The sequence below is a fragment of the Paractinoplanes ovalisporus genome (genome assembly GCF_016834655.1).
GTDB classification, from domain to species: domain Bacteria; phylum Actinomycetota; class Actinomycetes; order Mycobacteriales; family Micromonosporaceae; genus Actinoplanes; species Actinoplanes ovalisporus.
The window spans coordinates 144,579-166,170 of sequence record NZ_JAENHP010000021.1 but is presented as its reverse complement, the minus strand read 5'-3'; the positions used below and the strand labels follow the sequence as shown (position 1 = coordinate 166,170).

The 21,592-nt window shown below is 68.8% G+C and carries 19 protein-coding genes; 5 read left to right on the top strand and 14 right to left on the bottom strand.

What is annotated here, in order from left to right; genetic code table 11:
• Positions 1-20 precede the first annotated feature (20 nt).
• Positions 21-3,521 (top strand): CHAT domain-containing protein, encoded by a 3,501-nt coding sequence (locus JIG36_RS40510; protein WP_203381809.1) that lies wholly within the window; start codon positions 21-23, stop codon positions 3,519-3,521.
• Here the strand turns inward: JIG36_RS40510 and JIG36_RS40505 are convergent.
• From JIG36_RS40505 to JIG36_RS40465, 9 genes are all read right to left on the bottom strand, one after another.
• A complete protein-coding gene (locus tag JIG36_RS40505; RefSeq protein WP_203381807.1) occupies positions 3,518-4,351 on the bottom strand; it encodes a 5'-methylthioadenosine/S-adenosylhomocysteine nucleosidase family protein in 834 nt (277 codons plus the stop codon). The genes JIG36_RS40510 and JIG36_RS40505 overlap by 4 nt on opposite strands.
• Before the next feature lie 130 nt (positions 4,352-4,481).
• Positions 4,482-5,687, bottom strand: coding sequence for a DUF1996 domain-containing protein (locus JIG36_RS54435; RefSeq protein WP_203381805.1), 1,206 nt, complete (start codon positions 5,685-5,687; stop codon positions 4,482-4,484).
• Positions 5,688-5,760: 73 nt separating this feature from the next.
• On the bottom strand, positions 5,761-6,237 hold the full coding sequence (locus tag JIG36_RS40495; RefSeq protein ID WP_203381803.1) for a UPF0158 family protein: 477 nt from the start codon (positions 6,235-6,237) through the stop codon (positions 5,761-5,763).
• Positions 6,238-6,245: 8 nt separating this feature from the next.
• Positions 6,246-7,439, bottom strand: coding sequence for an ABC transporter permease (locus tag JIG36_RS40490; protein ID WP_203381802.1), 1,194 nt, complete (start codon positions 7,437-7,439; stop codon positions 6,246-6,248).
• Complete coding sequence (locus tag JIG36_RS40485) at positions 7,436-8,929, bottom strand: sugar ABC transporter ATP-binding protein (RefSeq protein ID WP_203381800.1); 1,494 nt, start codon at positions 8,927-8,929, stop codon at positions 7,436-7,438. Before JIG36_RS40485 ends, JIG36_RS40490 begins: the two co-directional genes overlap by 4 nt.
• A gap of 8 nt (positions 8,930-8,937) precedes the next feature.
• Entirely contained in the window at positions 8,938-9,930 is a 993-nt protein-coding gene (locus JIG36_RS40480) for a sugar ABC transporter substrate-binding protein (protein ID WP_203381798.1), read from the bottom strand.
• Between the two features lie 22 nt (positions 9,931-9,952).
• Positions 9,953-11,281 carry a lyase family protein gene (locus tag JIG36_RS40475; protein WP_203381796.1) on the bottom strand — a complete coding sequence of 443 codons (1,329 nt, stop codon included), beginning with the start codon at positions 11,279-11,281 and terminating at the stop codon, positions 9,953-9,955.
• 119 nt (positions 11,282-11,400) lie between these two features.
• Positions 11,401-11,991 carry a class I SAM-dependent methyltransferase gene (locus JIG36_RS40470; protein WP_203381794.1) on the bottom strand — a complete coding sequence of 197 codons (591 nt, stop codon included), beginning with the start codon at positions 11,989-11,991 and terminating at the stop codon, positions 11,401-11,403.
• 228 nt (positions 11,992-12,219) lie between these two features.
• Positions 12,220-13,119 (bottom strand): zinc metalloprotease, encoded by a 900-nt coding sequence (locus JIG36_RS40465; protein WP_203381792.1) that lies wholly within the window; start codon positions 13,117-13,119, stop codon positions 12,220-12,222.
• Positions 13,120-13,184: 65 nt separating this feature from the next.
• Between JIG36_RS40465 and JIG36_RS52760 the strand changes: the two genes are divergently transcribed.
• The 4 genes from JIG36_RS52760 (at position 13,185) to JIG36_RS40450 (ending at position 14,988) form a co-directional block, all read left to right on the top strand.
• Positions 13,185-13,379 (top strand): hypothetical protein, encoded by a 195-nt coding sequence (locus JIG36_RS52760; protein WP_236049167.1) that lies wholly within the window; start codon positions 13,185-13,187, stop codon positions 13,377-13,379.
• A 263-nt stretch (positions 13,380-13,642) separates the two neighbouring features.
• Positions 13,643-14,134 carry a hypothetical protein gene (locus tag JIG36_RS40460; RefSeq protein ID WP_203381790.1) on the top strand — a complete coding sequence of 164 codons (492 nt, stop codon included), beginning with the start codon at positions 13,643-13,645 and terminating at the stop codon, positions 14,132-14,134.
• A gap of 4 nt (positions 14,135-14,138) precedes the next feature.
• A complete protein-coding gene (locus JIG36_RS40455; protein ID WP_307873106.1) occupies positions 14,139-14,495 on the top strand; it encodes a hypothetical protein in 357 nt (118 codons plus the stop codon).
• Between the two features lie 181 nt (positions 14,496-14,676).
• A complete protein-coding gene (locus tag JIG36_RS40450) occupies positions 14,677-14,988 on the top strand; it encodes a hypothetical protein (RefSeq protein ID WP_203381788.1) in 312 nt (103 codons plus the stop codon).
• A gap of 134 nt (positions 14,989-15,122) precedes the next feature.
• On the opposite strand, the gene JIG36_RS40445 is transcribed toward JIG36_RS40450, so the two are convergent.
• The 5 genes from JIG36_RS40445 to JIG36_RS40425 form a co-directional block, all read right to left on the bottom strand.
• Positions 15,123-16,307, bottom strand: a complete 1,185-nt coding sequence (locus JIG36_RS40445; protein WP_203381787.1) for a Gfo/Idh/MocA family protein — start codon at positions 16,305-16,307, stop codon at positions 15,123-15,125.
• Positions 16,308-16,336: 29 nt separating this feature from the next.
• The gene (locus tag JIG36_RS40440; RefSeq protein WP_203381786.1) at positions 16,337-17,383 is read right to left on the bottom strand and encodes a substrate-binding domain-containing protein; all 1,047 of its coding nucleotides are present in this window, start codon (positions 17,381-17,383) and stop codon (positions 16,337-16,339) included.
• Positions 17,384-17,431: 48 nt separating this feature from the next.
• Entirely contained in the window at positions 17,432-18,448 is a 1,017-nt protein-coding gene (locus JIG36_RS40435; protein WP_203381784.1) for an ABC transporter permease, read from the bottom strand.
• Positions 18,445-20,067 (bottom strand): sugar ABC transporter ATP-binding protein, encoded by a 1,623-nt coding sequence (locus JIG36_RS40430; protein ID WP_203381782.1) that lies wholly within the window; start codon positions 20,065-20,067, stop codon positions 18,445-18,447. The genes JIG36_RS40435 and JIG36_RS40430 overlap by 4 nt, the downstream gene beginning before the upstream one ends.
• 95 nt (positions 20,068-20,162) lie before the next feature.
• A complete protein-coding gene (locus JIG36_RS40425; protein WP_203381780.1) occupies positions 20,163-21,389 on the bottom strand; it encodes an ROK family transcriptional regulator in 1,227 nt (408 codons plus the stop codon).
• Positions 21,390-21,592 lie beyond the last annotated feature (203 nt).

Sequence of the window (21,592 nt, the reverse complement as noted above, 5' to 3'; positions counted from 1 at the left end):
GGCGAGGGAGTGCTCTGGTCATGCGTGACGATGTGGCTGGTCTCGTGAAGGCGAGAGTGGACCGTTACGAGCAGGACGGAGACTCCACCGTCCTGACCGAGGCCGCGGCCGAAGAAGAGCTCCGCGAACTTTACGGCCGGCTCGACGAGCCCGGCGCGGCTCAGGCCGCGGTTGCCATGCACATGGCCCGGCACAACGCATTGCCCGATCTCGAGTTCGGTCACATCAGCGCGGCGATACGGCTCCTGCGAATTCTGTCCACTGTCGATCCTTCGGTTCCGCCGGAATTCAACGAGGCGCTCGAACAGTGGTCCGTGCGAGCCACCGGGTTCGCCGCCGAGGGACGGCAACTTCTCGTGGAGGCCGCCGCCGGCGATGAGGACAAGCTCGCCGAGTCGGTCCGAGCGCTGCGTAAGGCGTTTCATATCACCGTGGCTGTGGGCGGGGACGCCAACGAGGTGTTGGAGTGGCTGGCCAACGCGATGCGCTTCCGGCACCTGTCGACCGGCGATGCCCATGACCTGAATGCCCTGGTCGAGTATCGGCGTCAACTGGTCGCCATCGCTTCCGCGGATCATCCGAAGCGGCCGTTGCGGCTGCAGATCCTCGGCGAGGTCCTGCGCATGCGCTACCGGCTGCACGGACAGACAGCCGACTTGGCGGAGGCTGTCTCGGTCAACCGGGAAGCGCTCGACACCACGAAATCAGACCATCACCTGCTGCGAACACGACGTGCGAACCTGGGCGCGTCCCTCCATGACCGCTATCTGCTCAACGATCTGCTGGACGACTTGGACGAGTCGATCGAACTGACTCTGACATCGCTGGAGCCAGGCGAACCACATCGCGGTGACGATCTGACCGCCCGGCTTGTCGCGCGTTATGACAGAAGCGGCTCTGTCGCCGACTTGGACAGCGCCGTGAAAGCCCAACGCCACGGCTTGGCGGCCGCGACTGACCGTAACCGGGCACCCCATCTCAACAACCTGGGCACCGCCCTGTTCCGCCACTACGAACGCCTTGGTGACCTCTCCTCCCTGGACGAGGCGATCAACGTCGAGGAGCAGGCGCTCGTTCTGTACGAGCCCGATGATCCAGAACGAGCGAGGGCGGTTGCCAATCTGACGGCCTCACTGCGGCTGCGCTACCAGCGAACGCGCACCGAGTCCGACCTTGACCGGGGTATCGACGTCGGCTCGGAACTGTTGTCCGGCGCGGAAGAAGCATCACTTCTGGCCCTGAGCACCGTCGCTGTCCTGCATGCGGCTCGCTACGAGCGGTACTACCACGAGGCTGACTTCGATCGGGCCGAGCTTCTGTCCGAACGCGCGGTCGCCCTTGTGCCCAAGGAGCATCGGCTGCGGCCGGTAGTGCTCCAGAACTCCATGGCGGTGATGCGCTGCCGCCTTGACGGCTCGGGCGCGCCGGCCAAGGCGGACGAGATCATTCGCCGTGGCCGGGAGGCGGTGCGGCTGACGTCCCCTCAGGAACTGACTCGACACGTTCTGGCGACGATCCTGGCCCAGTGCCTCATCGAGAGGTACGGCGTGTACGAACACGCGGAAGACCTGATCGAGGCGATGAGACTGCTGGAGGAGACAGTCATTCACGCCCCGGCCGCGAGCGCGGTCCGGCCCCGTGCGCTCACGAACCTTGCTGCCGCGTATCACTGGCGGGCCAGAACTGGCGGATCTGCTCGCACCGGGCCCGATCTTGATCGGGCCGTTGCCCTGAGCCGGGAAGTGCTCGGGATCGCCGGCGGAACAGACCGGGAACAGCTGGCCAGAGGAGCTCTCGCCGCCCATCTGGTGGAGCGCGGAACTCACCGCCCCGATCGGAGGGAAGACCTTGTCGAGGCCGTCGGTGAGCTGCGGATCGTGGCGGAGGACCCCGCTGCTCCGGTAGCCGGCCGGATCGACGCAAGCGGACGACTCGGCCGTGTGGCCGCCTTTCTCGGTGATCAGCAGACAAGCACGTGGGGATATGAGCGAGCCATCGAGCTGCTGCCGACGATGGTCTGGCACGGGCTGACCTGGACGGCCCGCCATCGACTGCTGAAGGAGGAACCGACCCTGGCCTGCGACGCCGCAGCCAGCCTCATCCGCTCGGGAGAAGCCGAACGCGCGATGGTGCTTCTGGAGCAGGGCCGCTCAGTCGTATGGAATCAGATCCTCCGCATGCGGAACGACTTCGCGCAGCTCTCCGAGGTTGCTCCCGACGAAGCGGTCGAACTTCTCCGCATCCGCGAGCGCCTGGATCTGACGAGTGACGACGTGACCGGCAGCTACGGCCCACTCGGCCCGTTGCCACCCGAGACTCGGCTGGAGCGCGCACGGGAACGCGCAGAACTCGCGGTCGAGTGGGATCGCCGCGTCCGGAGCATCCGACGGCGGCGACTCGTGCCGGACTTCCTCGAGCCGACCGGCTATGCCGCGCTGGCCGAGGCCGCCGCCGGCGGGACGGTCGTCGTCGTCAATGTCAGCACGCTCGGGTGCCACGCGATCCTGGTCAGAGAGGACGCTCCGCCCGAGGTTCTGGATCTCGCACCACTCACTCTGAGCGAGGTGGCGGACCAAGCGGTGTCCTTCGGCAACGCTCTGCGGGGAACGGCCCGGTCGGACCGCTCGTTCCTGGAACGCGACCGCGACCGGCACATCATGCTGGACGTGCTCGAGTGGCTGTGGGACCGGATCGCCCGGCCTGTGCTCGACCGGTTGTCCCCGCCTGCTTCCTCCGATCTCCCACGGATCTGGTGGTGCCCGACCGGCTACCTCAACCTGCTCCCCCTGCATGCCGCCGGGCGCCACCACCGCCACGCCCGGGCTCGGCCGAATCCGACCAAAGACACGGTCCTCGACCGGGTGGTCTCCTCGTACACGCCGACGTTGAGCGCACTGGTGAGGGCCAGGTCCATCGAGAAACCGTCGGCCCCTCCCCATCAGGTGGCGGTCGGCATGCCGGAGACCAGAGACCGGACTCCGCTCCCTCGCGTGAACGAGGAGCTGTCGATGCTCCGCAGGCATTTTCCATCGGCCGATCATCTGATCGGGCCGGATGCGACGATTGACCGCGTACGTGCGGCCTTACCCTCGGCCGGTTGGGCGCACTTCGCCTGCCACGCCGAACAGGACGGGAACAACCCGGGCGAGGGTGCGTTCCTGCTCTTCGACGGCCGGCTGACCATGACGGATCTGGCATCGATCAAGCTGCCGGCGGCGCAGTTCGCCTACCTGTCGGCCTGCGATACCGCCTTCGGCGGCGTTCAGCTGCTCGATGAGGCGGCTCACCTCGCGGCGGCCACCCAGCTCGCAGGCTTTCCCCACGTCGTCGCCTGCCTGTGGCGAGTCCCCGACGACGCGGCCTCGAACTTCGCCGCTCAGATCTATGACCGGCTCGCATCCGGAGGTGCGCCGGATCCGGCCGGCTCTGCTCACGCTGTGCACGAGGCGATCACCACGATTCGGGCCTCTCACCCCGGTGACCCCTGGTTATGGGCACCCTACGTGCACTTCGGCCGCTAGCGGCCGGGCACGACTCCGAAGAGGTCAGGAGGAGGGGGACTCATGGGACGCCAGGGTTCAGCGGGCTGGATGCGCTGAGCCTCGGGAGCCTCGATCGTCGCGAGCAACTCGAAGGCGAAGGCCGCAGCATGCTCGGCCGCAATCGGCTGCCGGGCACGATCCTGCTCAGGTTCCTTGTCAGCGGTCAGATCGGAGATCCCACGGACCACGATGGCCGGCACATCGCCGTTCGTGTGGGCCGCGAACAGGAAACCCCAGCCCTCCATCTCCACGGCCAGGGTATCGCCGCAGTGGGTCTGCAGAAGAGCATGCGTCTGGGTATTGCTGCCCGCGATGACCTGCTCTCCCGAAGCTATCGGCCCGACATAGGCCTTGGGCCTCTCGGACGACTGCAGGCGCTTGTGCCAGAGATCGCTGCGCCGGACGGTACGAGCGCGTTGTACCAGGGGATAACCGCATCCGAAGGTCTTGATGCGGGGTTGGAAGGTCTCCGTGACCTTGCTTGATTCGTAGCCGTAGACGTAATCCGCGGCAACCACATCACCGACGTCCACATCCTTCACACCGCCGGCGACCCCGACGAACATCGCGATACTGGGCCGAAAGGCATCCAGGGCCCGGCTGGTTTCGATCGCCGCGATGTTGTTGCCGGTGCCGGTCTCGGCCAGCACCACAGTCCAGTCGACGTCATCCGTCGCGAAGCGACCAGCCTCATACACCGTCCCGGCCGGGTGGACCAGCGTTCCCAGATCGGTGAGGAAGGATCGCACCGCCATGTACTCGACACCGATCGCCGTCAGGACAACGGCCGTTCGAACATTGGTCTGCAACCGGACCTCCCCAGCTCTGCGGCCGCGGACAGCGACGAGCCGTCTCCACTTTGCCGGTATCACGGCAGGGTCAGCAAGCCGTACGTAGCCGTATCGAGTGGATGTTCCGAGGTGGGCCGAAGCGCACGCCTCAGCGGTAGTAGCCGTCGTTGTCGCAGGTCTTGCGCTGGAGGATGCAGTTCTTGGTGCGCTTGTTCATGGCGTCGGCGTCCCACATCACGAAGGCGTCGCCGTGCATGGAGGACGCGCTCTTGCCCTGCGGGTCGGACGACAGGTAATAGCCGGCGGCTGTGCCCTTGGCCCCGTACTGGATGTCGAACGTGATGGCGGGAATGCGGACCGGGTGGCTGGACGGGCAACCCGCCTCGTCGCCGTACTTGACGTGGTCCTTGTGGTTGGGGCTGTCCAGGTTCTTGCCGTCCCAGCAGTCCGGGAACTGCATCATGAAGTGCAGCGTGGCCGGCTCGCCGCAGATGGGCCAGTTGCCGTTGGTGCTGCGGGCCACGCCGTCGAGGTCGCCGGGGCCGTAGAAGGCGCAGTAGAACTGGCCCTGGGCGCCGCGCGGGGTTGGCACCTTCTTCTTGGCGTCGCCCGCCACCATGCGCAGGCCGTTCGGCATCGGCATGATGTCCTTCGAGTTCTGGCGCAGCGAGCGGTAGTAGACGCGGAAGCCCGTGGTCTCGACCGGCTTCTTGGTCGCGTTGTCATAGAGCGTCGGCACCCAGTACGCCGAGTGGTCCACGACCGGCTTGCAGGTGGAGGCGGTGAACTTCGTCAGGTCACCGGCGGTGGTGTACGCGTCCACGGCCTTGTTGCCGACGAACGAGTGCATGTGCGAGGCCCCGGGCAGTCCGGGCAGCACGATCGGGTCGTCCGCGCGCCGGTGGCTGTATTTGCAGTCGGCCCGGAACTCCGGCAGGTCACCCACCCCGGCCGGCACCGGGTCGGTCTTGCGCGCCTTGAAGGCGTCGGCCTGCTTCTTGTACGCGGCCTGGTCAACCGGAATCCAGCCACCCTTGGCGACCGGCTGAGCGGTCGCGGGCCGGCTGGAAGCAGACGCCGAGGGTGCCGGCTTCGCGGCCGCCGAACTCGAAGCGGAACTCGAGGCAGCGCTTGAGCTGGAACTCGAGGCGGGACTCGGAACAGCGGCGGTAGCCGTCCCCGCCACCGGCGCGACAGCCGTCGACGGCGGCGCGTCCTTCGCCCCGGCCAGCGAGACAGCCGCCGCCGCCCCGACGACGGCCACCACAGCCACGCCGGCGCAGACCACGGCCGCCACCCGCGAGGGCCGCCGCCGGTGACGAGGCTGTGGCAGGTCGTTCGTCGAGTTCGACACAGGTCGCTCCTCATCCGAGGTTCTTGATCACCGGATGAGGAGACGTGAGGCCCGCGCCCCGATAACAAAAATCCTAGGGAACGGCCGGATCGGGATGGCTCTCCAGGAAGTCCATCGCCTCTTTCTCGTCGACCAGCCCGTTGTCGCTCAGCCAGTCGACGGCACGCCGGGCCGCACGGTTGTCGCGGAAGGCCCGCCACGCCGGCACGAGTTCCGGGAAGCGCTGATGGATCTCGTTGTTGAAGCGGCGGAACGCACCCCTCCCGTCGAGGGCACGCACCAGCCGATCCGAGGCGTGCTGGTCACTGACGGCCCGCGCGAAGTCGGCCATGTCACGGAACCAGACCCGTGAGGGCAGAGGATCGATCAGGATCAGGTTCGGGTCGCGATCGTCCAGGTCGACCCGGTTCTCGCCATCCAGTCCGCCGTCCGGCGTCCAGAGCGCGAGTTCCCCCGTACGGGAATCGACGAGTTGCCGCATCTCGTAAGCGCTCTGGTCCTGAAGCGCCATCGCCAGCATCTCGAGGTCGACCTGATCGATCCGCAGCATGGGCAACCCTAACTGACCAGCACCTTCTCCTCGGGTTTGGCGGAGGCGGGCGGGTCGCCCTTGCCCCGGCGCAACGCCAGGCGGAAACGCCGCCGTTCGCGGCCGCTGGTGGCTGTGTAGAGCGACGCGGCCGCGACCAGCACGGTGCCCTGGACCACATTCTGGTAGTTGGAGCCGATGTTCAGCACGTTGAAGCCGTTGCTCAGCGTGAACAGGATCAGCGTGCCGACCACGGATTTCGCGACGTAACCGGAACCGCCGAACAGGGACGTGCCGCCCAGCACCGCGGCCGCGATGACGGTGAGTTCGCCGCCGGTCAGCACCGTGGGGTCGACCGAGTTGAAACGGCCCGCGTAGAGGACGCCGACCATGGCCGCGACCGTGCCGTTCACGACGAACGCCACCATCTTGTAGCGGTCGACGGCGATGCCGGACAGCCGCGCCGCCTCGGGGTTGCCGCCGACCGCGTACAGGTTGCGGCCGACCACCGTGAAACGCAGCACCAGCGCGGTCAGGACGGCCAGCACCAGCATGATCCAGACGGGTGCGGTCTGGGTGAGCATCAACGGCCGGAACACCGCCAGCAGGATCAGCGCCAGACCCGCGAACCAGAGGCCGGCCGTCGCCACGATCGACGATCCGCGGCGCACCAGGACAACAGCGCCGGCGATCAGCAGCACGCCGATCACGATGGCGACGGCGATCGGCAGGGTCCAGCGGGCGGTCGCGAGGTCGAGCAGGGTCGTGTCGGTCGCGGTGATGCTCTGCCCGTCGAGGATCGCCTGCACCACACCGCGTACGGCGGTGAGTGTGCCGAGCGTGACGATGAACGCGTTCACCCCGAGTTTCTGGACGAGCACCGCGTTGACCAGGCCGACCAGAGCCCCGGTGACCAGGGCCGCCAGCAGCGCGACCACCGGCCCGTACGAGTCGATGGTCTTCAGAGCCACCGTGCCCGCGAGCGCCGCCGTGGACGCCACCGACAGGTCGAAGTTGCCGCTGATCAGCACCACCGTCATGAAGATGGCGAGGATCGCGATGAGCGCCGACTGGTCGAGGATGTTGCTCAGGTTGACGCTGCTCAGATAGCTCGGGCGGCCCTGCACGGCCGACGTGATGGTCAGGATCGCGACGAGCGCGATGAACGCATATACGACGCCGGCCGCCCGGGGCGCCAGCGAGCGCCGCCACGAACTGTTCATGCTGGTAACCCCTCCTTCAAGCCACTGGCGAGCGCCGTGACCTCGTGCAGATCGGTGTCGGCCGCCGTCAGGTCGGCGACGATCTCACCGCGCCGGATGACCAGGATCCGGTCACAGGCGGTGAGCAACTCCTCGAACTCGCTGGACACCATCAGCACACCGCGACCGTCGTCGGCGAGCCGCCGCACCAGCTGGAGGATGTCGGCCTTGGCGCCCACGTCCACGCCGGCCGAGGGCTCGTCGAGCAGCAGGACACGCGCCGGCCCGTACACCCATTTGGCGAACACGACCTTCTGCGCGTTGCCGCCGGACAGCTCCCCCACCGGCGAGTCGGCCGACCCGGCCACGATGCCCAGGTCGTCGACGGCCTTCAGAGCCAATTGCTTCTCCCGTACGGCCTGAGGCAGCAGCCGCCGCCACGACATGCCGCTCAAATAGGGCAGCGAGATGTTGCGCCAGATCTCCCAGTCGCGGATGAAACCCTGGCGAGCGCGGTCTTCGGGCACGAGCGCCAGACCCGCCCGTACGGCGGCACGGGGCGAATGGCGTACGGAAATGTCATCGACCCGCACCTCGCCCGTGCTCGCCGGGTCGGCCCGGTAGATCGCCTCGAGCAGTTCGGTGCGCCCGCTGCCCAGCAGCCCGGCCAGCCCGACGACCTCACCCTCGTGCACAGTGAGGTCGACCGGTCCGAAATGCCCGGGCGACGCCAGGCCGCGGACCCTCAGAACCGGCGCCCCGACGGCCCGCGCGGCGGGGGCAGCCGCCTCGAGCCGGGCCAGCCGCTTGCCGACGATCGCCGTGACCAGGCTCTCGACGGTCACGTCGGCGGTCGGCGAATCGACCACCACCAGGCCGTCGCGCAGCACGGTCAGGTGGTCGGTCAGCGCCATCACCTCGTCGAGGAAGTGTGACGTGTAGACGAACGTGGTGCCCGCGTCGCGCAGCCGCCGCACCGAACGGAACAGCACCTCGCGCTCGGCCGGCGACAGGGCCGCGGTCGGCTCGTCGAGCAGCACCACGTCGGGGTCGCGGGCCAGCGCCTGGAGGATCGCGACCATCTGCCGGGCACCCACGGAAAGCTCGGAGACCAGCTCGTCGGGGTTCAGCTCGTAGCCGACCCGTTCGCAGAGAGCCAGCAGTTCGGTGCGGCGGGCGGCGGCGTCCCACCGCTTCGTCTCGCGGCGGCCGAGGAACACGTTTTCGACCACGGTCATCGCGTCGACCAGCGGGGTGTGCTGGTGCACGGCGGCCATGCCGGCCTCGAGCGCCTGGCCGGGTTGCGACCAGTCGACCGGCTCGCCCTTCCACTCGACCGTGCCCGCGCTGGCCTGCTGCCAGCCGGACAGGATCTTGATCAGGGTGGACTTGCCGGCGCCGTTGGCGCCGATCAGGCCGTGGACCGTGCCCGGCTGCACCCGCATCGAGACGCCGCGCAGGGCCCGGGTGCCGCTCGTGTACGTCTTCTCGACGTCACGAACGGCGAGCACGGGCGACGTCACCATTGCGGCGTGCAGGAGTCGACGTTGGCCTTGGTGACTCCGGGGGTGTCGTAGAACGTGGTCTTCGGGTCGCCGGTCAGCTTGCCGGTGACCGCGTCGTGCAGCATCTGCACGGCCATCTCGCCCGAGTCGTACGGCTTGTAGCAGACCGTGCCGAGCAGCGTGCCGTCCTTGACCGCGGCGATGCCGGCCTCGGAACCGCCGACGCCGATGATCTTCGCCTGGGAGTTGGCCGACTTGACCGCGGCCGCGCAACCGACCGCCATGTCGTCGCTGATCGCATAGATCAGGGCCAGGTCGGGGGTGGCGGCCAGGATGTTCTGGCAGGCCGACTGCCCGTCCTGCTTGGTCCAGTTGCCGGGCTGCGTCGCGACCACTTGGAAGCCGCCCTTGGCGTCGAGCGCGGCCTTGAACTTCTCGACGCGCGTGGTGTTCTCGTCGAAGCCGGGAGCACCGGTGATCACGGCGACCTTGCCGCCGGTGACCTCCTTGACCGCCAGGTCACCCGCGGTCTGCCCCGCGCCCTGCTCGTTCTCGGTAACGATGAACTTCAATTTACTGTACGGGTCGGAGACGTCCCGGTCGGAGCCGACGTATCCGTGGGCGGTACCGACCGGGATGCCCGCGTTCGCGGCCTGGTCGACCAGGGCCTGGCCGGGGCCGGGCGCGAGCGGCACGAGGATGATGCCGTCGACCTTCTGGGCGATGAGGTCCTGCACCTGGCTGGCCTGCTTCTGCTGGTCACCCTGGGAGTCGAGCGCGACCAGCTTGATGCCCAGCTCGTCGGCCTTGGCCTTGGCGCCCTTGGCCAGCGCGGCCGGGAACGTGACTGATTCCTGCTGGTTGGCCAGGCCGAAGGTGAGCTGCTTGGCCGGGGCGGACGCGCCGGACGCGGCGCCTTCGGACGGGGATTCTGTGTCGCAGGCGGCGACGCCCGCGAGAAGAAGGCTCAGGCCCGCGGCGGCGGCCAGGCTCCGGGAAAAGTGCATCGGGGGTGCTCCTCTGTAAAAGTCAGGCGCGCCACTCGGTGAGGGCGGCGTCGCAGATCTTGCGGGCGGAACCGACGTAGGAGGACGGCTCGGGAAGGGTCTCCGCGATCGTGGACCAGGTGACGTCCCCGACCTTGGCGCGCACGGCATCCCGCAGCGACGACCCCTCGGACCGGGAGTCGCGGACCGCGCCGTACACCAGCTCGTGTGCTTTGTCCCGGCCCAGGGAGGCGGCCAGGGCGATCATGTAGGCCTCGGCCATCAGCCGGCCCCCGTCGGCCCGCAGGTTGGCTTGCATGCGCTCGGGGAAGACCCGCAGCCCGTGGGCGATGGTGGCGGCGGCCCGCAGGGCCCCGGCGGCGGCGGTGAGCGTGGCCGGCACGGCCTGCCACTCCACCTGCCACTCCCCCGCGGCCCGCTCGTGCCCGGCCTCGATGGCCCGCAGCACGGCCTGGGCGTTGGCCTCGGCCATCACCCCGAATCCGACCGCCAGCTCGGACGAGATCGGGTTGGCCTTCTGCGGCATCGTGGAGGACGCGCCGCGGTACATCCCGTCGGCCTCGGCGATCTCGCCGACCTCGGTGCGGGAGAGGTCGACGACCTCGCGGCCGAGCCGCACGCAGGTGGCGGCGGCCAGGGCGGCGGCCTGGGTGAGCTCGCCGATCCGGTCGCGCGCGACGTGCCACGACGCGACGGTGTCGGCCAGGCCCAGGCGGGCGGCGAGGTCGCTGCGTACGGCGTCGGCGGCCGCACCCAGCGCGGCCGAGGTGCCGCCCGCGCCGAACAGCGAGACGACCGAGACGGCATCCCGGGCGCGGGTGAGGCGCGCCCGGTGCCGGGTCATCTCGCCGAGGAAGACGGCCATCTTGGCGCCGAAGGTGGTGGGCACGGCCTGCTGGGCGTGGGTGCGGCCGGCCATCACGGTGCCGGCGTGCTCCTCGACCAGCGCGGCCAGCCCGTCGCCGACGACGCCGGCCAGGTCGAGCAGGCGGTTCGCGGCGTCGCGGACCTGCAGGGCGAGAGCACAGTCCATGATGTCCTGCGTCGTGGCGCCGTAGTGCACGAACGCGGCGTCGCCGTCCTCCAGCGCCTCGCAGATCATCCTTACGAGGGGAAAGATCGGATAGCCCACATTGGCCGACTCGGCCCAGAGCCGGGGCAGGTCGACGACGTCGAGCCGGCAGGCCTGGGCGATGCGCTCGCCGGTGGCCGCGTCGACCACCCCGGCCGTGGCCAGCGCCCGGCCCAGCTCGGCCTCGACCAGCAGCCAGTCGGAGACCGCGCGCTCCTGCGAGAAGACGGCGGCCATGGGTTCGTCTCCGCCGAGCTGGGTCAGGAGGTCAAAAGCCACGGCTGTGCTCGCTCTCGCTCAGTTGTTCAATCGTTTGAACGAGAGGAGAGTATGACGCAGCGCACGGTTCGGGCAACCGTTTGAACGAGCCGTATTTTTTCGGGCGTGTTACCGGGGTGTCACTGGGCGCTCAGCACAGCGACCAGGAACTCGGACTCCGGCGTGAACGGGCGCAGGTCCCACGTCGCCAGCAGCAGGTCGGCGGTCAGCCCCACCTTGCCCGCGTCGGCCAGGAAGTCGTCGAAGGCGTACCCGCGCCCGGCCCCGAAGCCGACGACCAGGCGGGCGCCCTCGCCCAGGTGGCGCCGGACCCGGCCGAGAATCTCGACGCGGGTGCTGGGCGCCACGAAGGTCATGACGTTGCCGGCGCAGACGATCAGGTCGAACGTGCCCGGCAGGTCGAGCTCGCTCAGATCGCCGACCAGCCACTCGGCCTTGGGGTGGTCGGCCCGCGCGGCCTCGATCAGCGCGGGGTCGAGGTCGACGCCGACAACGTCGTGCCCGGCCGCGGCGAGGTGACCACCCACCCGGCCGGTGCCGCAGCCGGCGTCGAGAACCCGGGAGCCGCGGGCCACCATGGCGTCGATGAGACGGGCCTCGCCGGCCAGATCGGCCCCCGATTCGGCCATCTTCCGGAAACGGTCGATGTACCACTGCGAATGGTTCGGGTTCTCGCCGGTCAGCTTGAGCCAGCCGTTCTGATCACTCATTTCGAAAATGCTAACCGCCAGGACTTTTCCCGTACGGCGGGTTCGCCGCCCTTCATTCCCTGCGCTCCCCACTCCGTACGGCGGGCTCGTCGCCCTTCGTTCTCTGCGCGCCCCACTCCGTACGGCGGGTTCGCCGGCCTTCGTTCTCTGCGCGCCCAGCTCCGTACGGCCTCCTGAGCGCGCCCCGTCGTGGCAGCGCGCTCTGTCCGCGTGGCCGTGGCTGTGCTTTCAGCGCAGCAGCTCGACGTTGGCCCACGGAGGCCCGTAGAGCTTCTGGGCGCCTTCCCGGTCGAGGTCGGTGATGCGCAGCTCACGGGAGCCGACGCCGCCGCAGAAATAGTGCATGACCGATTTCGGGTCGTACGCGGTGAGGTCGATCGTGTCTTTGTTGTCCTCGTTCGGGCACACCGCCGGGGCGCCACTGCTGATGTGTTCGTGGCGGAAACCGAGAACGTGCCCGAGCTCGTGGCGGAGCACTCCGACCTGGTCGAAGGAAAGGCCACCCGAGAAGTACGACGGGTCGATCAGCACCCGGCGCCGGGCCGGCGGATAGGTCGGGAAGAAAGCGGCGGCGATGAACTGCCCCTGCGCGTCGACGTAGCGGACGCTGAACACCAGCGACGGGTTGATCTCGTTGGCCGGCGTGCTCGGGTCGGGGTGCCCGTCGTGCTCCGGCATGTACTGGAAGGTGATCCCGCAGACGCCTTCCCAGGCCGCGGCCGCCGCGGCGACGCTGTCGCGGGCCTTCTCGTACTGGTCCTGCTGCGGGAAGCTGGACCGGATCACGCAGTACCGCAGCACGACGTCGGGCGCCCACCGGATGAGCTTCTTCCCCCGCGAGATCCCGATGAGCGCGGGCGGCGGTTCGATGATCGCGTTGGTCGACAGCGACATGAGCGCGTTGTCGCCGCTGCGGGCCTGCTGGAGCGAGTAGATGAGAAACTCGTCCTCGTCGTAGAGCAGGTCACCTTCGAGCAGGTGGAAGGTGCGCCCGTCGTCCAGTTTGACCTGCGGCGTGGTGCCGGTCAGGCGTGCGAATTCGTCGCTGCCTTGTGCGGCCTGCCGCAGTTGCGGTACCTGTTCCAGAATCTCAGCAGCCAGGGTCGTCGATCGGATCTCCTCGGTCACGGGGCACCTCCTCGGTGACTGTGTGCTTTGTTGTCCTTACGCTAGGACCGACCGAGGGAGGGTCCATGTCAGACCCGCAAAGCCGACAGTCGAACCGACCGGAAGACGACCCGGCGTTCCTCCGTTGGCGTGACACCGTGCGCCGTTTCACCCTGGACGGCGAAACCCTCTACCTCCCCACCGGCGACATCCCGATGACCGCCGAGGAGCTGAAAACCTACTGGCTCCACCTCAACGACAAGCCCACCCCCGGCTCGTGACAGCACGCCCGAGAGGCCACGGCTCCAGCGATTCCCCGGAACCGAACGGTCGCGGCGCCGGAGGATCGTCGGATCCGCCCGATCGAGGTGGCGGCGGGCCGCCGCGCGCACACGGTCCAGGCGATGACGACAGCGTCTCCGGCCAGCAACGACATACGGGGCTGGTCCTCCAGAACGGACGCCTGCCGGCGGCCCGCGCGAGCGGGAGCCCGCAGTCGGGTGGGACCGGCGCCACGCCCGACGACGTCGAACTGGCCGCCGCCATGCGGAGATACGACCAGCTCGGCGAGTCTCCACCGAAGTTCGAATTCGCGCAGAACGACAACACCTTCAAGAGCAAGGGTGCCCACACGCTCCTGCACCACGGACCCGACGTTCCCATGCGCCGCAGCCCGGATCCGGAGACGCTGACAATCGAGGGCAGGATCTTCGGCGACCCGCCCTGGGGCCATTCCGAGAGCCGGTCCTACCGATGGACCGACCACTCGACCATGAACCGCGAGGTCAACCGGTACGTGCGGGAGAACTGGGAGGCCATCCGCAGCGACCTCGCCCTGACTGGACGGCACAAGGATGGGTTCGACGCCCATCACCGCGTCGGCGAGGGCTTCTACAACAAGGGAATGCACGGCGCGGGGCCACGGGAAGCGGTCTACGGGGTGACCAGTCTGGTCATCGTCCGGATCAAACTTGTCGCCGGCTCGGATCCGCCGCAGGTGTTCGTCGACTCGGCTTATCCGTCCGGATTACTGTAGGCACGTGGACCAGGCGAATCTTCCGGAACCGTTGCGGGCTCGCATGGCGGAGATCGAAGCTCGCCCTTCGCTGCAGAAGGTGCGCGATCTACTGCAGAGCTACGTCATGGGTGCGGACGGCATGCCGGCGATCCGGGCCGAGTTCTCGGAAGCCGCACAGATCACCACCCGCTTCCTCCGGCAGGATCTCGAGGCTCTGGAGTTCGTTCTCACCGCCGATCTGCCGGAGGGAACGCTGCTCCGCCTGGTCGAGGACGACGCCAACCGGGGTCTCGACCATGACCCGACCGATGCCGGTGCCGCGGTGTTTCTGCGCGAGGTCGCCGACACTCTGCGATCGGTCGTCGAGACGGCGCGATAGCGGGAACCGGGCCAGGCGTTGCTGATTGTCACCGAACCAGGACGCGGGGCGGTTGCGGTGAGATGGACGAGCCGTGTGACGGTGCTGGTAGTGAGGCTGCCGCGGTGGGTGGCTGAATGTGATCACCCGGGGGTGTGAGACCGGTAATCACTTCGCCACGTAGTCGTGTCATCGTCAGCTAGTGAATGATCAGGGGCGGGTGCCCGCCTATCTGGACGAGATCCGCGTCCTGATGGACGAAGTGATCGCGGCCGGGCATCCGGCGGCACCGGCCGCTGAGATCATGGCTGCGCTGCACGACCACCTCGAGACCGAGGAATTCGCTACCAGCCTGTATCTGCTGTGGGGGCTGCTCGGCGAGAGCGAATGGCACCACGAACGGGCCGCCGATGCCGCCCGCGAGTGGCTGGCTCTCGACCATGACGACCGGGCGGCCGTTCGCCAGTACTACGACCACTGGCTCTACGACGTGTGCGGCTACCAGCGGCCCTGAAGGCCCAGACCGGCCCGGAAGGAACCCCGGGCCGGCAAAGATTCCGTCGCGGACCGGCCGGCGCGGGGCGCAACCGCGCCGTTCCCTCGCCGGCCCGCGACGGAAGACTCGTCGGACCGAGACCCGAAAGGCCGTCAGACCGGCTCGAGCGCCGGCTCCACCGAGGTCCACTGGGCCGACTCGGCCGAGCGGCTCACGGCGTCCAGCACCAGCTGCACCTGCAACGCGTCGGCGAACGACGGCGTCGGCTGCTCGCCGGCCGCGATCGCCGCGATCAGGTCGCGGACCTCGTGGGTGAAGGTGTGCTCGTAGCCGATGCCGTGACCCGGCGGCCACCAGGCCGAGATGTACGGGTGGTCGGCCTCGGTCACCAGGATGCGGCTGAACCCCTGCTCGGGTCCGGGCAGTTCGGCGTCGTAGAACTCGAGCTCGTTCTGCCGTTCGAAGTCGAAGACGAGCGAACCCAGCGACCCGTTCAGCTCGACCCGCAGCGCGTTCTTGCGGCCGGTCGCGAAGCGCGTCGCCTCGTACGTGGCCACCGCTCCCCCGTCGAGCCGGGCCAGGAACAGCGCCGCGTCGTCGACCGTCACGTCGCCCAGGCCGCTGCCGTCGCTGGACGCCGCCAGCCCGGTCGAGCCCGAGGTGAGCGGCCGCTGCTTGATGAACGTCTCGGTCAGCGCCGACACGGTGGTGATCGACTGGCCGGTGACGAACTGGGTCAGGTCGATGATGTGGGCGCCGATGTCGCCCAGCGCCCCCGAGCCGGCCAGTTCCTTGCGCAGCCGCCAGACCAGCGGGAACTGCGGGTCGATGATCCAGTCCTGGAGGTAGGAGGCGCGGACGTGCCGGATGGTGCCGATGCGTCCGTCCTGCACGAGCTGCTTCATCAGGGCCACGGCGGGCACCCGGCGGTAGTTGAAGCCGCACATCGCCCGTACGCCGTGGGAAGCGGCCTGTGCGGCCGCCGCCGCCATCTCCTTCGCCTCGGCCACCGTGTTGGCCAGGGGTTTCTCGCAGAGAACGTGCTTGCCCGCGGCGAGCGCGGCCAGGGCGATCTCGGCGTGGGTGTCACCGGGGGTGCAGATATCGATCAGGTCGATGTCGTCCCGGGCGATCAGCGACCGCCAGTCCGTGGTGTGCTCGTCCCATCCGAGTTTCGCGGCGGCGGCCGCCACCCCTTCCGGGGAGCGGCCGCTGACCGCGGTCATCCGTGCCGACAGCGGCAGGTCGAAGGCGTGGTTGACGGTACGCCACGCCGTTGAGTGCGCGGCTCCCATGAACGCGTAGCCGACCATGCCGACCCGCAGCTGTTCCGACATCGAATCTCCTTATCGAAAGCCCGGCTCGGTCAGAAGCCGAGCTTGGCGTACGCGTCCGCGTTGTCCTTGGTGATCGTCTCGGAGGCGAGGGTGATCTCCTTGGGCACCTGCAGCTCGACCAGGTCGCTCATGCCCTTGCCCTGCCCGATGAGCCGGGCGAGCGAGATGGCCGAGGACGCCATCGACGGGCTGTAGGTCACGGTCGCCTTGAGCACCGAGTTGTCGGCCTTGATCGCGTCGATGGCCGCCTTCGAGCCGGCCCCGCCGACCATGAAGAACTCGCTGCGGTTGGTCTGCTTGATCGCGGCCAGCACGCCGATGCCCTGGTCGTCGTCGTGGTTCCAGAGCGCGTCCATCTTGGGCAGCGCCTGCAGCAGCGCGGTGGCGGCGGCCTGGCCGGAGTCGGCGGTGAACTCGGCCGGGCGCCGGTTGGCCACCTTGAACCCGTACTCGGCGAGCGCGGTCTTGAAGCCCGCGCTGCGCTCCTGGGTCAGCTCGAGCGAGTCGATGCCGGGGATCTCGCCGATGATCGGGCTGGCGATGTTCTTGGCCTTCATCTGCTCGCCGATGTAGTGGCCGGCGGCCAGGCCCATGCCGTAGTTGTCGCCCTTGATCTGCAGCCGGAAAGCGGCCTGGGACGGGAACGCCCGGTCCAGGTTGATCACCGGGATGCCGGCCTTCATGGCCTCGAGACCGGCCGAGTCGAGCTCCTTGCCGTCGTGCGGCAGCATCACGATCACGGTGGGCTTCTGGGCCACCAGGGTCGAGATGGCGGCGCGCTGGGCGGCCGCGTCGGCGCCGGCCTCGACCGGCTTGAACTCCACATCGGGGTACGCGGCGGCCTGGGCCTTGGCGTTGTTGGTGATCGCGGCGATCCAGCCGTGGTCGGCGGCCGGGGCGGTGAACCCGATGACGACCTTCTCGCCGGCCGCGGCGTTGGGGTTGGCGCTGGCGTCGGTGTTGGTGTTCACCTGCGCACTGTTGTCGGGTTCGTTGCTCGTGCAGGCGGTGAGGAGGGCACCGGCACCGACGGCCGCGCCGCCGAACAGAATGCGCCTACGGGACAAAGCGGACATGATTCCTCCAAGGGGTACCCGGACCGAGCGAAGCCCGGGCGAAAGAGATCAGCGCTTGAACAGTTGAGTGAGCGATTGGAACCGGAACTGCTGGATCAGGACGGCGGCCACGATGATCCCGCCCTTGACCATGTTCTGAACCTCGGTGGGGAGGTTGTTGATCGCGAACAGGTTGGTGATGGTGGAGAACACCAGCACGCCGAAGAGCGCGCCGACGATGGTGCCGCGACCGCCGCTGAGCAGCGTGCCGCCGATGATCGCAGCCGCGATCGCGTCGAGTTCGTACAGGTTCGCCATGGCGGCCTGAGCACTGGTCGCCTGGGACGTGAGCATGATCGCGGCGATGCCGCAGCACAGGCCGGACAACGCGAACAGCAGCATGGTGTGCCGCTTGACGTTGATGCCGGCGAGCCGGGCCGCCTCGGGGTTGCCACCGACGGCCACCGTGCGCCGGCCGAACGTCGTGCGGTTGAGCAGCACCCAGCCCGCGATGACGACGACGGCCAGGATCCAGACCAGCAGCGGGATGCCGAGCGGACGGGTGCTGGCGATGTCGTTGATCGTCGAGTTGGTCGAGATCTGCGTCTGCTTGCCGGAGATCTGGGCGGCGAGTCCCCGGGCGGCGACCATCATCGCCAGTGTCGCGATGAAGGACACCAGTTTCCCGTACGCGATGAGGACGCCGTTGATGAGCCCGACGACGGTACCCACGATGATCGCCGTGAAGATCATGCCGCCGGCGCCGTAGCTCTGGGTCGCCAGCGTCGTGGACCACACCCCGGCGATGGCGACGATCGCGCCGACCGACAGGTCGATGCCGCCCCCGATGATCACGAAGGTCATGCCGACCGTGACCACGCCGATCGCCGACGCCTGCTGCAGGATCGTCAGGAAGTTGTTCTTGACCCAGGTCGGGTCGCTGTAGAGGTCGGGCTTGGTGATGATGCCGACGATGATCAGAAGGATCAGCACGCCGACGAGGCCCAGGTTGCGCAGGGCGTTCTCGTCGAGCTTGCGGCGTTCCGGCTTGGTGGGCGCCTCCGGGGGCGCCGTCTGGGTTGTCATGCTGGCTCCCCTTCCAGAATGGACTCAGTCGTGAGCGATCCCGACATGACGAGGTCGAGAACGGTGTCCTCGTCGATCTCGGGCGCGGGCGCCTCCCGGATGATCCGGCCCTCCCGCATGACCAGCACGCGGTCGGCCAGGCCGAGCACCTCGGGCACCTCGCTCGACACGAGCAGCACCCCGACGCCACGTTCGGCCAGGTCTTGGATCACCTGGTAGAGCTCGGCGCGGGCGCCGACGTCGACGCCGCGGGTGGGTTCGTCGAGCAGCAGCAGCTTGGTGTCGTCGAGCAGCCAGCGCCCGACCACGACCTTCTGCTGGTTCCCGCCCGAGAGCGTGCGCACCGGGCGGGTGACGTCGCGGGGCCGCAGCTCGAGCAGGTCGGCCGTCTTCTCGGCGGCCTTGCGCTCGCCGCCCGCGTCGGTGAAGCCCACCTTGGCGAAGCCGCTGAACGACGCGAGCGTCATGTTCTTGTAGATCGGCTCGTCGAGCAGCAGCGCCTGGCTCTTGCGTTCCTCGGGCGCCATGCCCATGCCCTTGCGGACGGCCCGTCCGACACCGGTGATGCGCTGGCCGTCGAGCGTGACCGTTCCGGAGTCCGCGCGGCGGGCGCCGAAGATGGTCTCCAGCAGTTCGGACCGGCCCGAGCCGACCAGTCCGGCGATGCCGACGATCTCGCCCGGCGCGACTGTGAGGCTGGCGTCGGCGAACTCGCCCTTGCGGCTCAGCCCTTCGACGACCAGGAGCGGTTCACGCTTCTCGGCCGGGCGGCGCGGCGGGAAGACGTACTCGATGGTCCGGCCCGTCATGCGGCTGACCAGATCGCGGGTCGGGGTGGTGCGCGCGGGCAGGTTGGCCGCGGTGGTGCGGCCGTCCTTGAGCACGGTGACCCGGTCGCCGATCTCGCGGATCTCCTCGAGCCGGTGGGAGATGTAGATGACCGCGATCCCCTGGGACGTGAGCCCCTGGATGATGCGGAACAGGTTCTCCACTTCGTCATGAGCGAGCACAGCGCTGGGCTCGTCCATGACGATCAGCTTGGCGTCGTGCGAGAGCGCACGGGCCATGCTGACGATCTGTTTGCCGGCGGCGGGCAGGTCACGCACCGCCGTCCGTGGCGGGATCTCCGGGTGGCCGAGGCGGGACAGGATCTCGCGGGTCTTCTGGGCGGTGGAGCGCCGGCGGGTGAAGCCGAACCGGGTGTCCTCGTGACCGAGGAACGCGTTTTCGGCCACCGACAGGTCGTCGACCAGGTCGAGTTCCTGATAGATGGTGGCGATGCCGGCGCGCATGGCAGCCTGCGGTGTGGCCGGCGCGAACGGCTGGCCCAGCCACGTGATCTCCCCGCCGTCGGCGTGGTGCACACCGGCCAGGGTCTTGATCAGGGTGGATTTGCCGGCGCCGTTCTGCCCGAGCAGACAGTGGACCTCACCGGCGCGCACCTCGAGCTGAACACCGTCCAGAGCCCGTACGCCGGGAAAGGTCTTCACCACGTCGGTCAGTCGCAGGACCACGTCGCCGGGGCCGTCACCGCCGTCGTCGCCGGCCGGTGGGGCGGGCACGTCGCCGCCGGTCTTGAGCGCGAGGCCGCCGTTCTCCGTGGTGTCCGACCTGGTCATGGTCTCTGCGGGAGGCGCGCTCTCCGCCGTGGCGGAACTCGCTGTCGTAGGGGGCGGATCGGCCGGAGCGTGGCCGTCGCGTGGGGTGGGAATGGTCATGATGCCTGCTCGAATGCCGTGTCGCTGGCCAGCACGGCGGCGCCCGTGACGCCGGCCCGGCTGCCCAGCTCCGAAAGGACAACGGGGAGGTTGCCGGTCGCCAGGGGAAGGGACCGGCGGTAGACCACACTGCGGATCTCGGCGAGCAGCACATGCCCGAGCTGGGCCAGGCCCCCGCCGATGACGATCATCGAAGGGTTGGAGAAGGACACGAGCGTGGCCAGCACACCGCCGACGCGGCGGCCGCCCTCGCGGATGAGACGGATGCAGGTGACGTCACCCTCGGCGGCGCCGTCGGCGACGTCGCGGGCGGTGATCGTGATGGCGGGCTCGGACTGTTCGTCGTCGTCCTGGTTCTCGGCCGCGTTCATGGCGGCGGCCAGACGCTCGGCCAGGGCCGGCGACTCACCGGAGCGGGCGGCCGCGATCGCGTCGCGGGCCAGGGCCGACCCGCTGAACAGCGCCTCGAGACAGCCGGTGTTGCCGCACGAGCAGACCGGACCGTTCGGATCGACCTGGATGTGCCCGATGTCGCCGGCGCAGCCGTCGACCCCCCGATAGACCGTGCCACCCAGGTGGATCCCGCAGCCGATGCCCGTGCCGATCTTGACGAACAGGAAGTCGTCGACCGAGTGCGCGACGCCGCCGTGCCGTTCGCCGATCGCCATGATGTTCACGTCGTTGTCGACCACGGCCGGGCACCCGTGTTCCCGGGCCAGGAGCTCCCGTACGGGATACCTGTCCCATCCCGGCATGATCGGCGGCGACACCGGCACGCCGTCACGGAAACTCACCGGGCCGGGAACGCCGATGCCCACCGCGTCGAGCTTCTCGTACGCCCCGTCGGTGCGAGCCTTGTGCAACAGCTCATTGACCCGGTGCAGTATGGTCCGCGGCCCCGAGCGGATGTCGGCGGTCTCGCGGTAGGTCGCCACCGGCTCCAGCCGCCCGTTCACCACCTCGATGTCGATCGAGCTGGCGCCCAGGTCGACCGCGGCGAAACGGAGTCGCGGGTCGAGCTCGACCAGGGTCGACCGGCGGCCGCCGCGGGAGGCGGCCATGCCGGCCTCGGCGATCAGGCCCGCCGCGACCAGTCGCTCGACCTCGGCCAGAAGCCGCGGCCGGGTCAGCTCGAGTCGGTCCCCCAGCTCGGCGCGCGACACCGGTCCTTCATCGCGCAGCAGGCGCAAAACCCGCAGGTGGGGGGCATCGGCCACGTGCACAGAGACCTCCGGAGGCGCTTAACACCGGAGTAACCCCGCGGTGTTGTGACCGTCACAGTAGGCGCGTTACGCCTCCGGAGTCCATACCTTCTTGAAGATCACCGCCAACTTTTGTCTATTGGAGCAAAAGTTGAGTTCGTTATCGGCCGTTGACCTAGGCGTGGTTCGGTTCCCGCCGATGGTTGGTTCCGGCCCCAACACAA

What these genes read in the sequence shown, in the direction of transcription:
- JIG36_RS40440 (WP_203381786.1), bottom strand. Translation starts at nt 17,383, where the DNA reads ATGTCCGCTTTGTCCCGTAGGCGCATTCTGTTCGGCGGCGCGGCCGTC.
- JIG36_RS40435 (WP_203381784.1), bottom strand. Translation starts at nt 18,448, where the DNA reads ATGACAACCCAGACGGCGCCCCCGGAGGCGCCCACCAAGCCGGAACGC.
- JIG36_RS40460 (WP_203381790.1), top strand. Translation starts at nt 13,643, where the DNA reads ATGCGGAGATACGACCAGCTCGGCGAGTCTCCACCGAAGTTCGAATTC.
- JIG36_RS52760 (WP_236049167.1), top strand. Translation starts at nt 13,185, where the DNA reads ATGTCAGACCCGCAAAGCCGACAGTCGAACCGACCGGAAGACGACCCG.
- JIG36_RS40480 (WP_203381798.1), bottom strand. Translation starts at nt 9,930, where the DNA reads ATGCACTTTTCCCGGAGCCTGGCCGCCGCCGCGGGCCTGAGCCTTCTT.
- JIG36_RS40470 (WP_203381794.1), bottom strand. Translation starts at nt 11,991, where the DNA reads ATGAGTGATCAGAACGGCTGGCTCAAGCTGACCGGCGAGAACCCGAAC.
- JIG36_RS40495 (WP_203381803.1), bottom strand. Translation starts at nt 6,237, where the DNA reads ATGCTGCGGATCGATCAGGTCGACCTCGAGATGCTGGCGATGGCGCTT.
- JIG36_RS40430 (WP_203381782.1), bottom strand. Translation starts at nt 20,067, where the DNA reads ATGACCAGGTCGGACACCACGGAGAACGGCGGCCTCGCGCTCAAGACC.
- JIG36_RS40490 (WP_203381802.1), bottom strand. Translation starts at nt 7,439, where the DNA reads ATGAACAGTTCGTGGCGGCGCTCGCTGGCGCCCCGGGCGGCCGGCGTC.
- JIG36_RS40510 (WP_203381809.1), top strand. Translation starts at nt 21, where the DNA reads ATGCGTGACGATGTGGCTGGTCTCGTGAAGGCGAGAGTGGACCGTTAC.
- JIG36_RS40445 (WP_203381787.1), bottom strand. Translation starts at nt 16,307, where the DNA reads ATGTCGGAACAGCTGCGGGTCGGCATGGTCGGCTACGCGTTCATGGGA.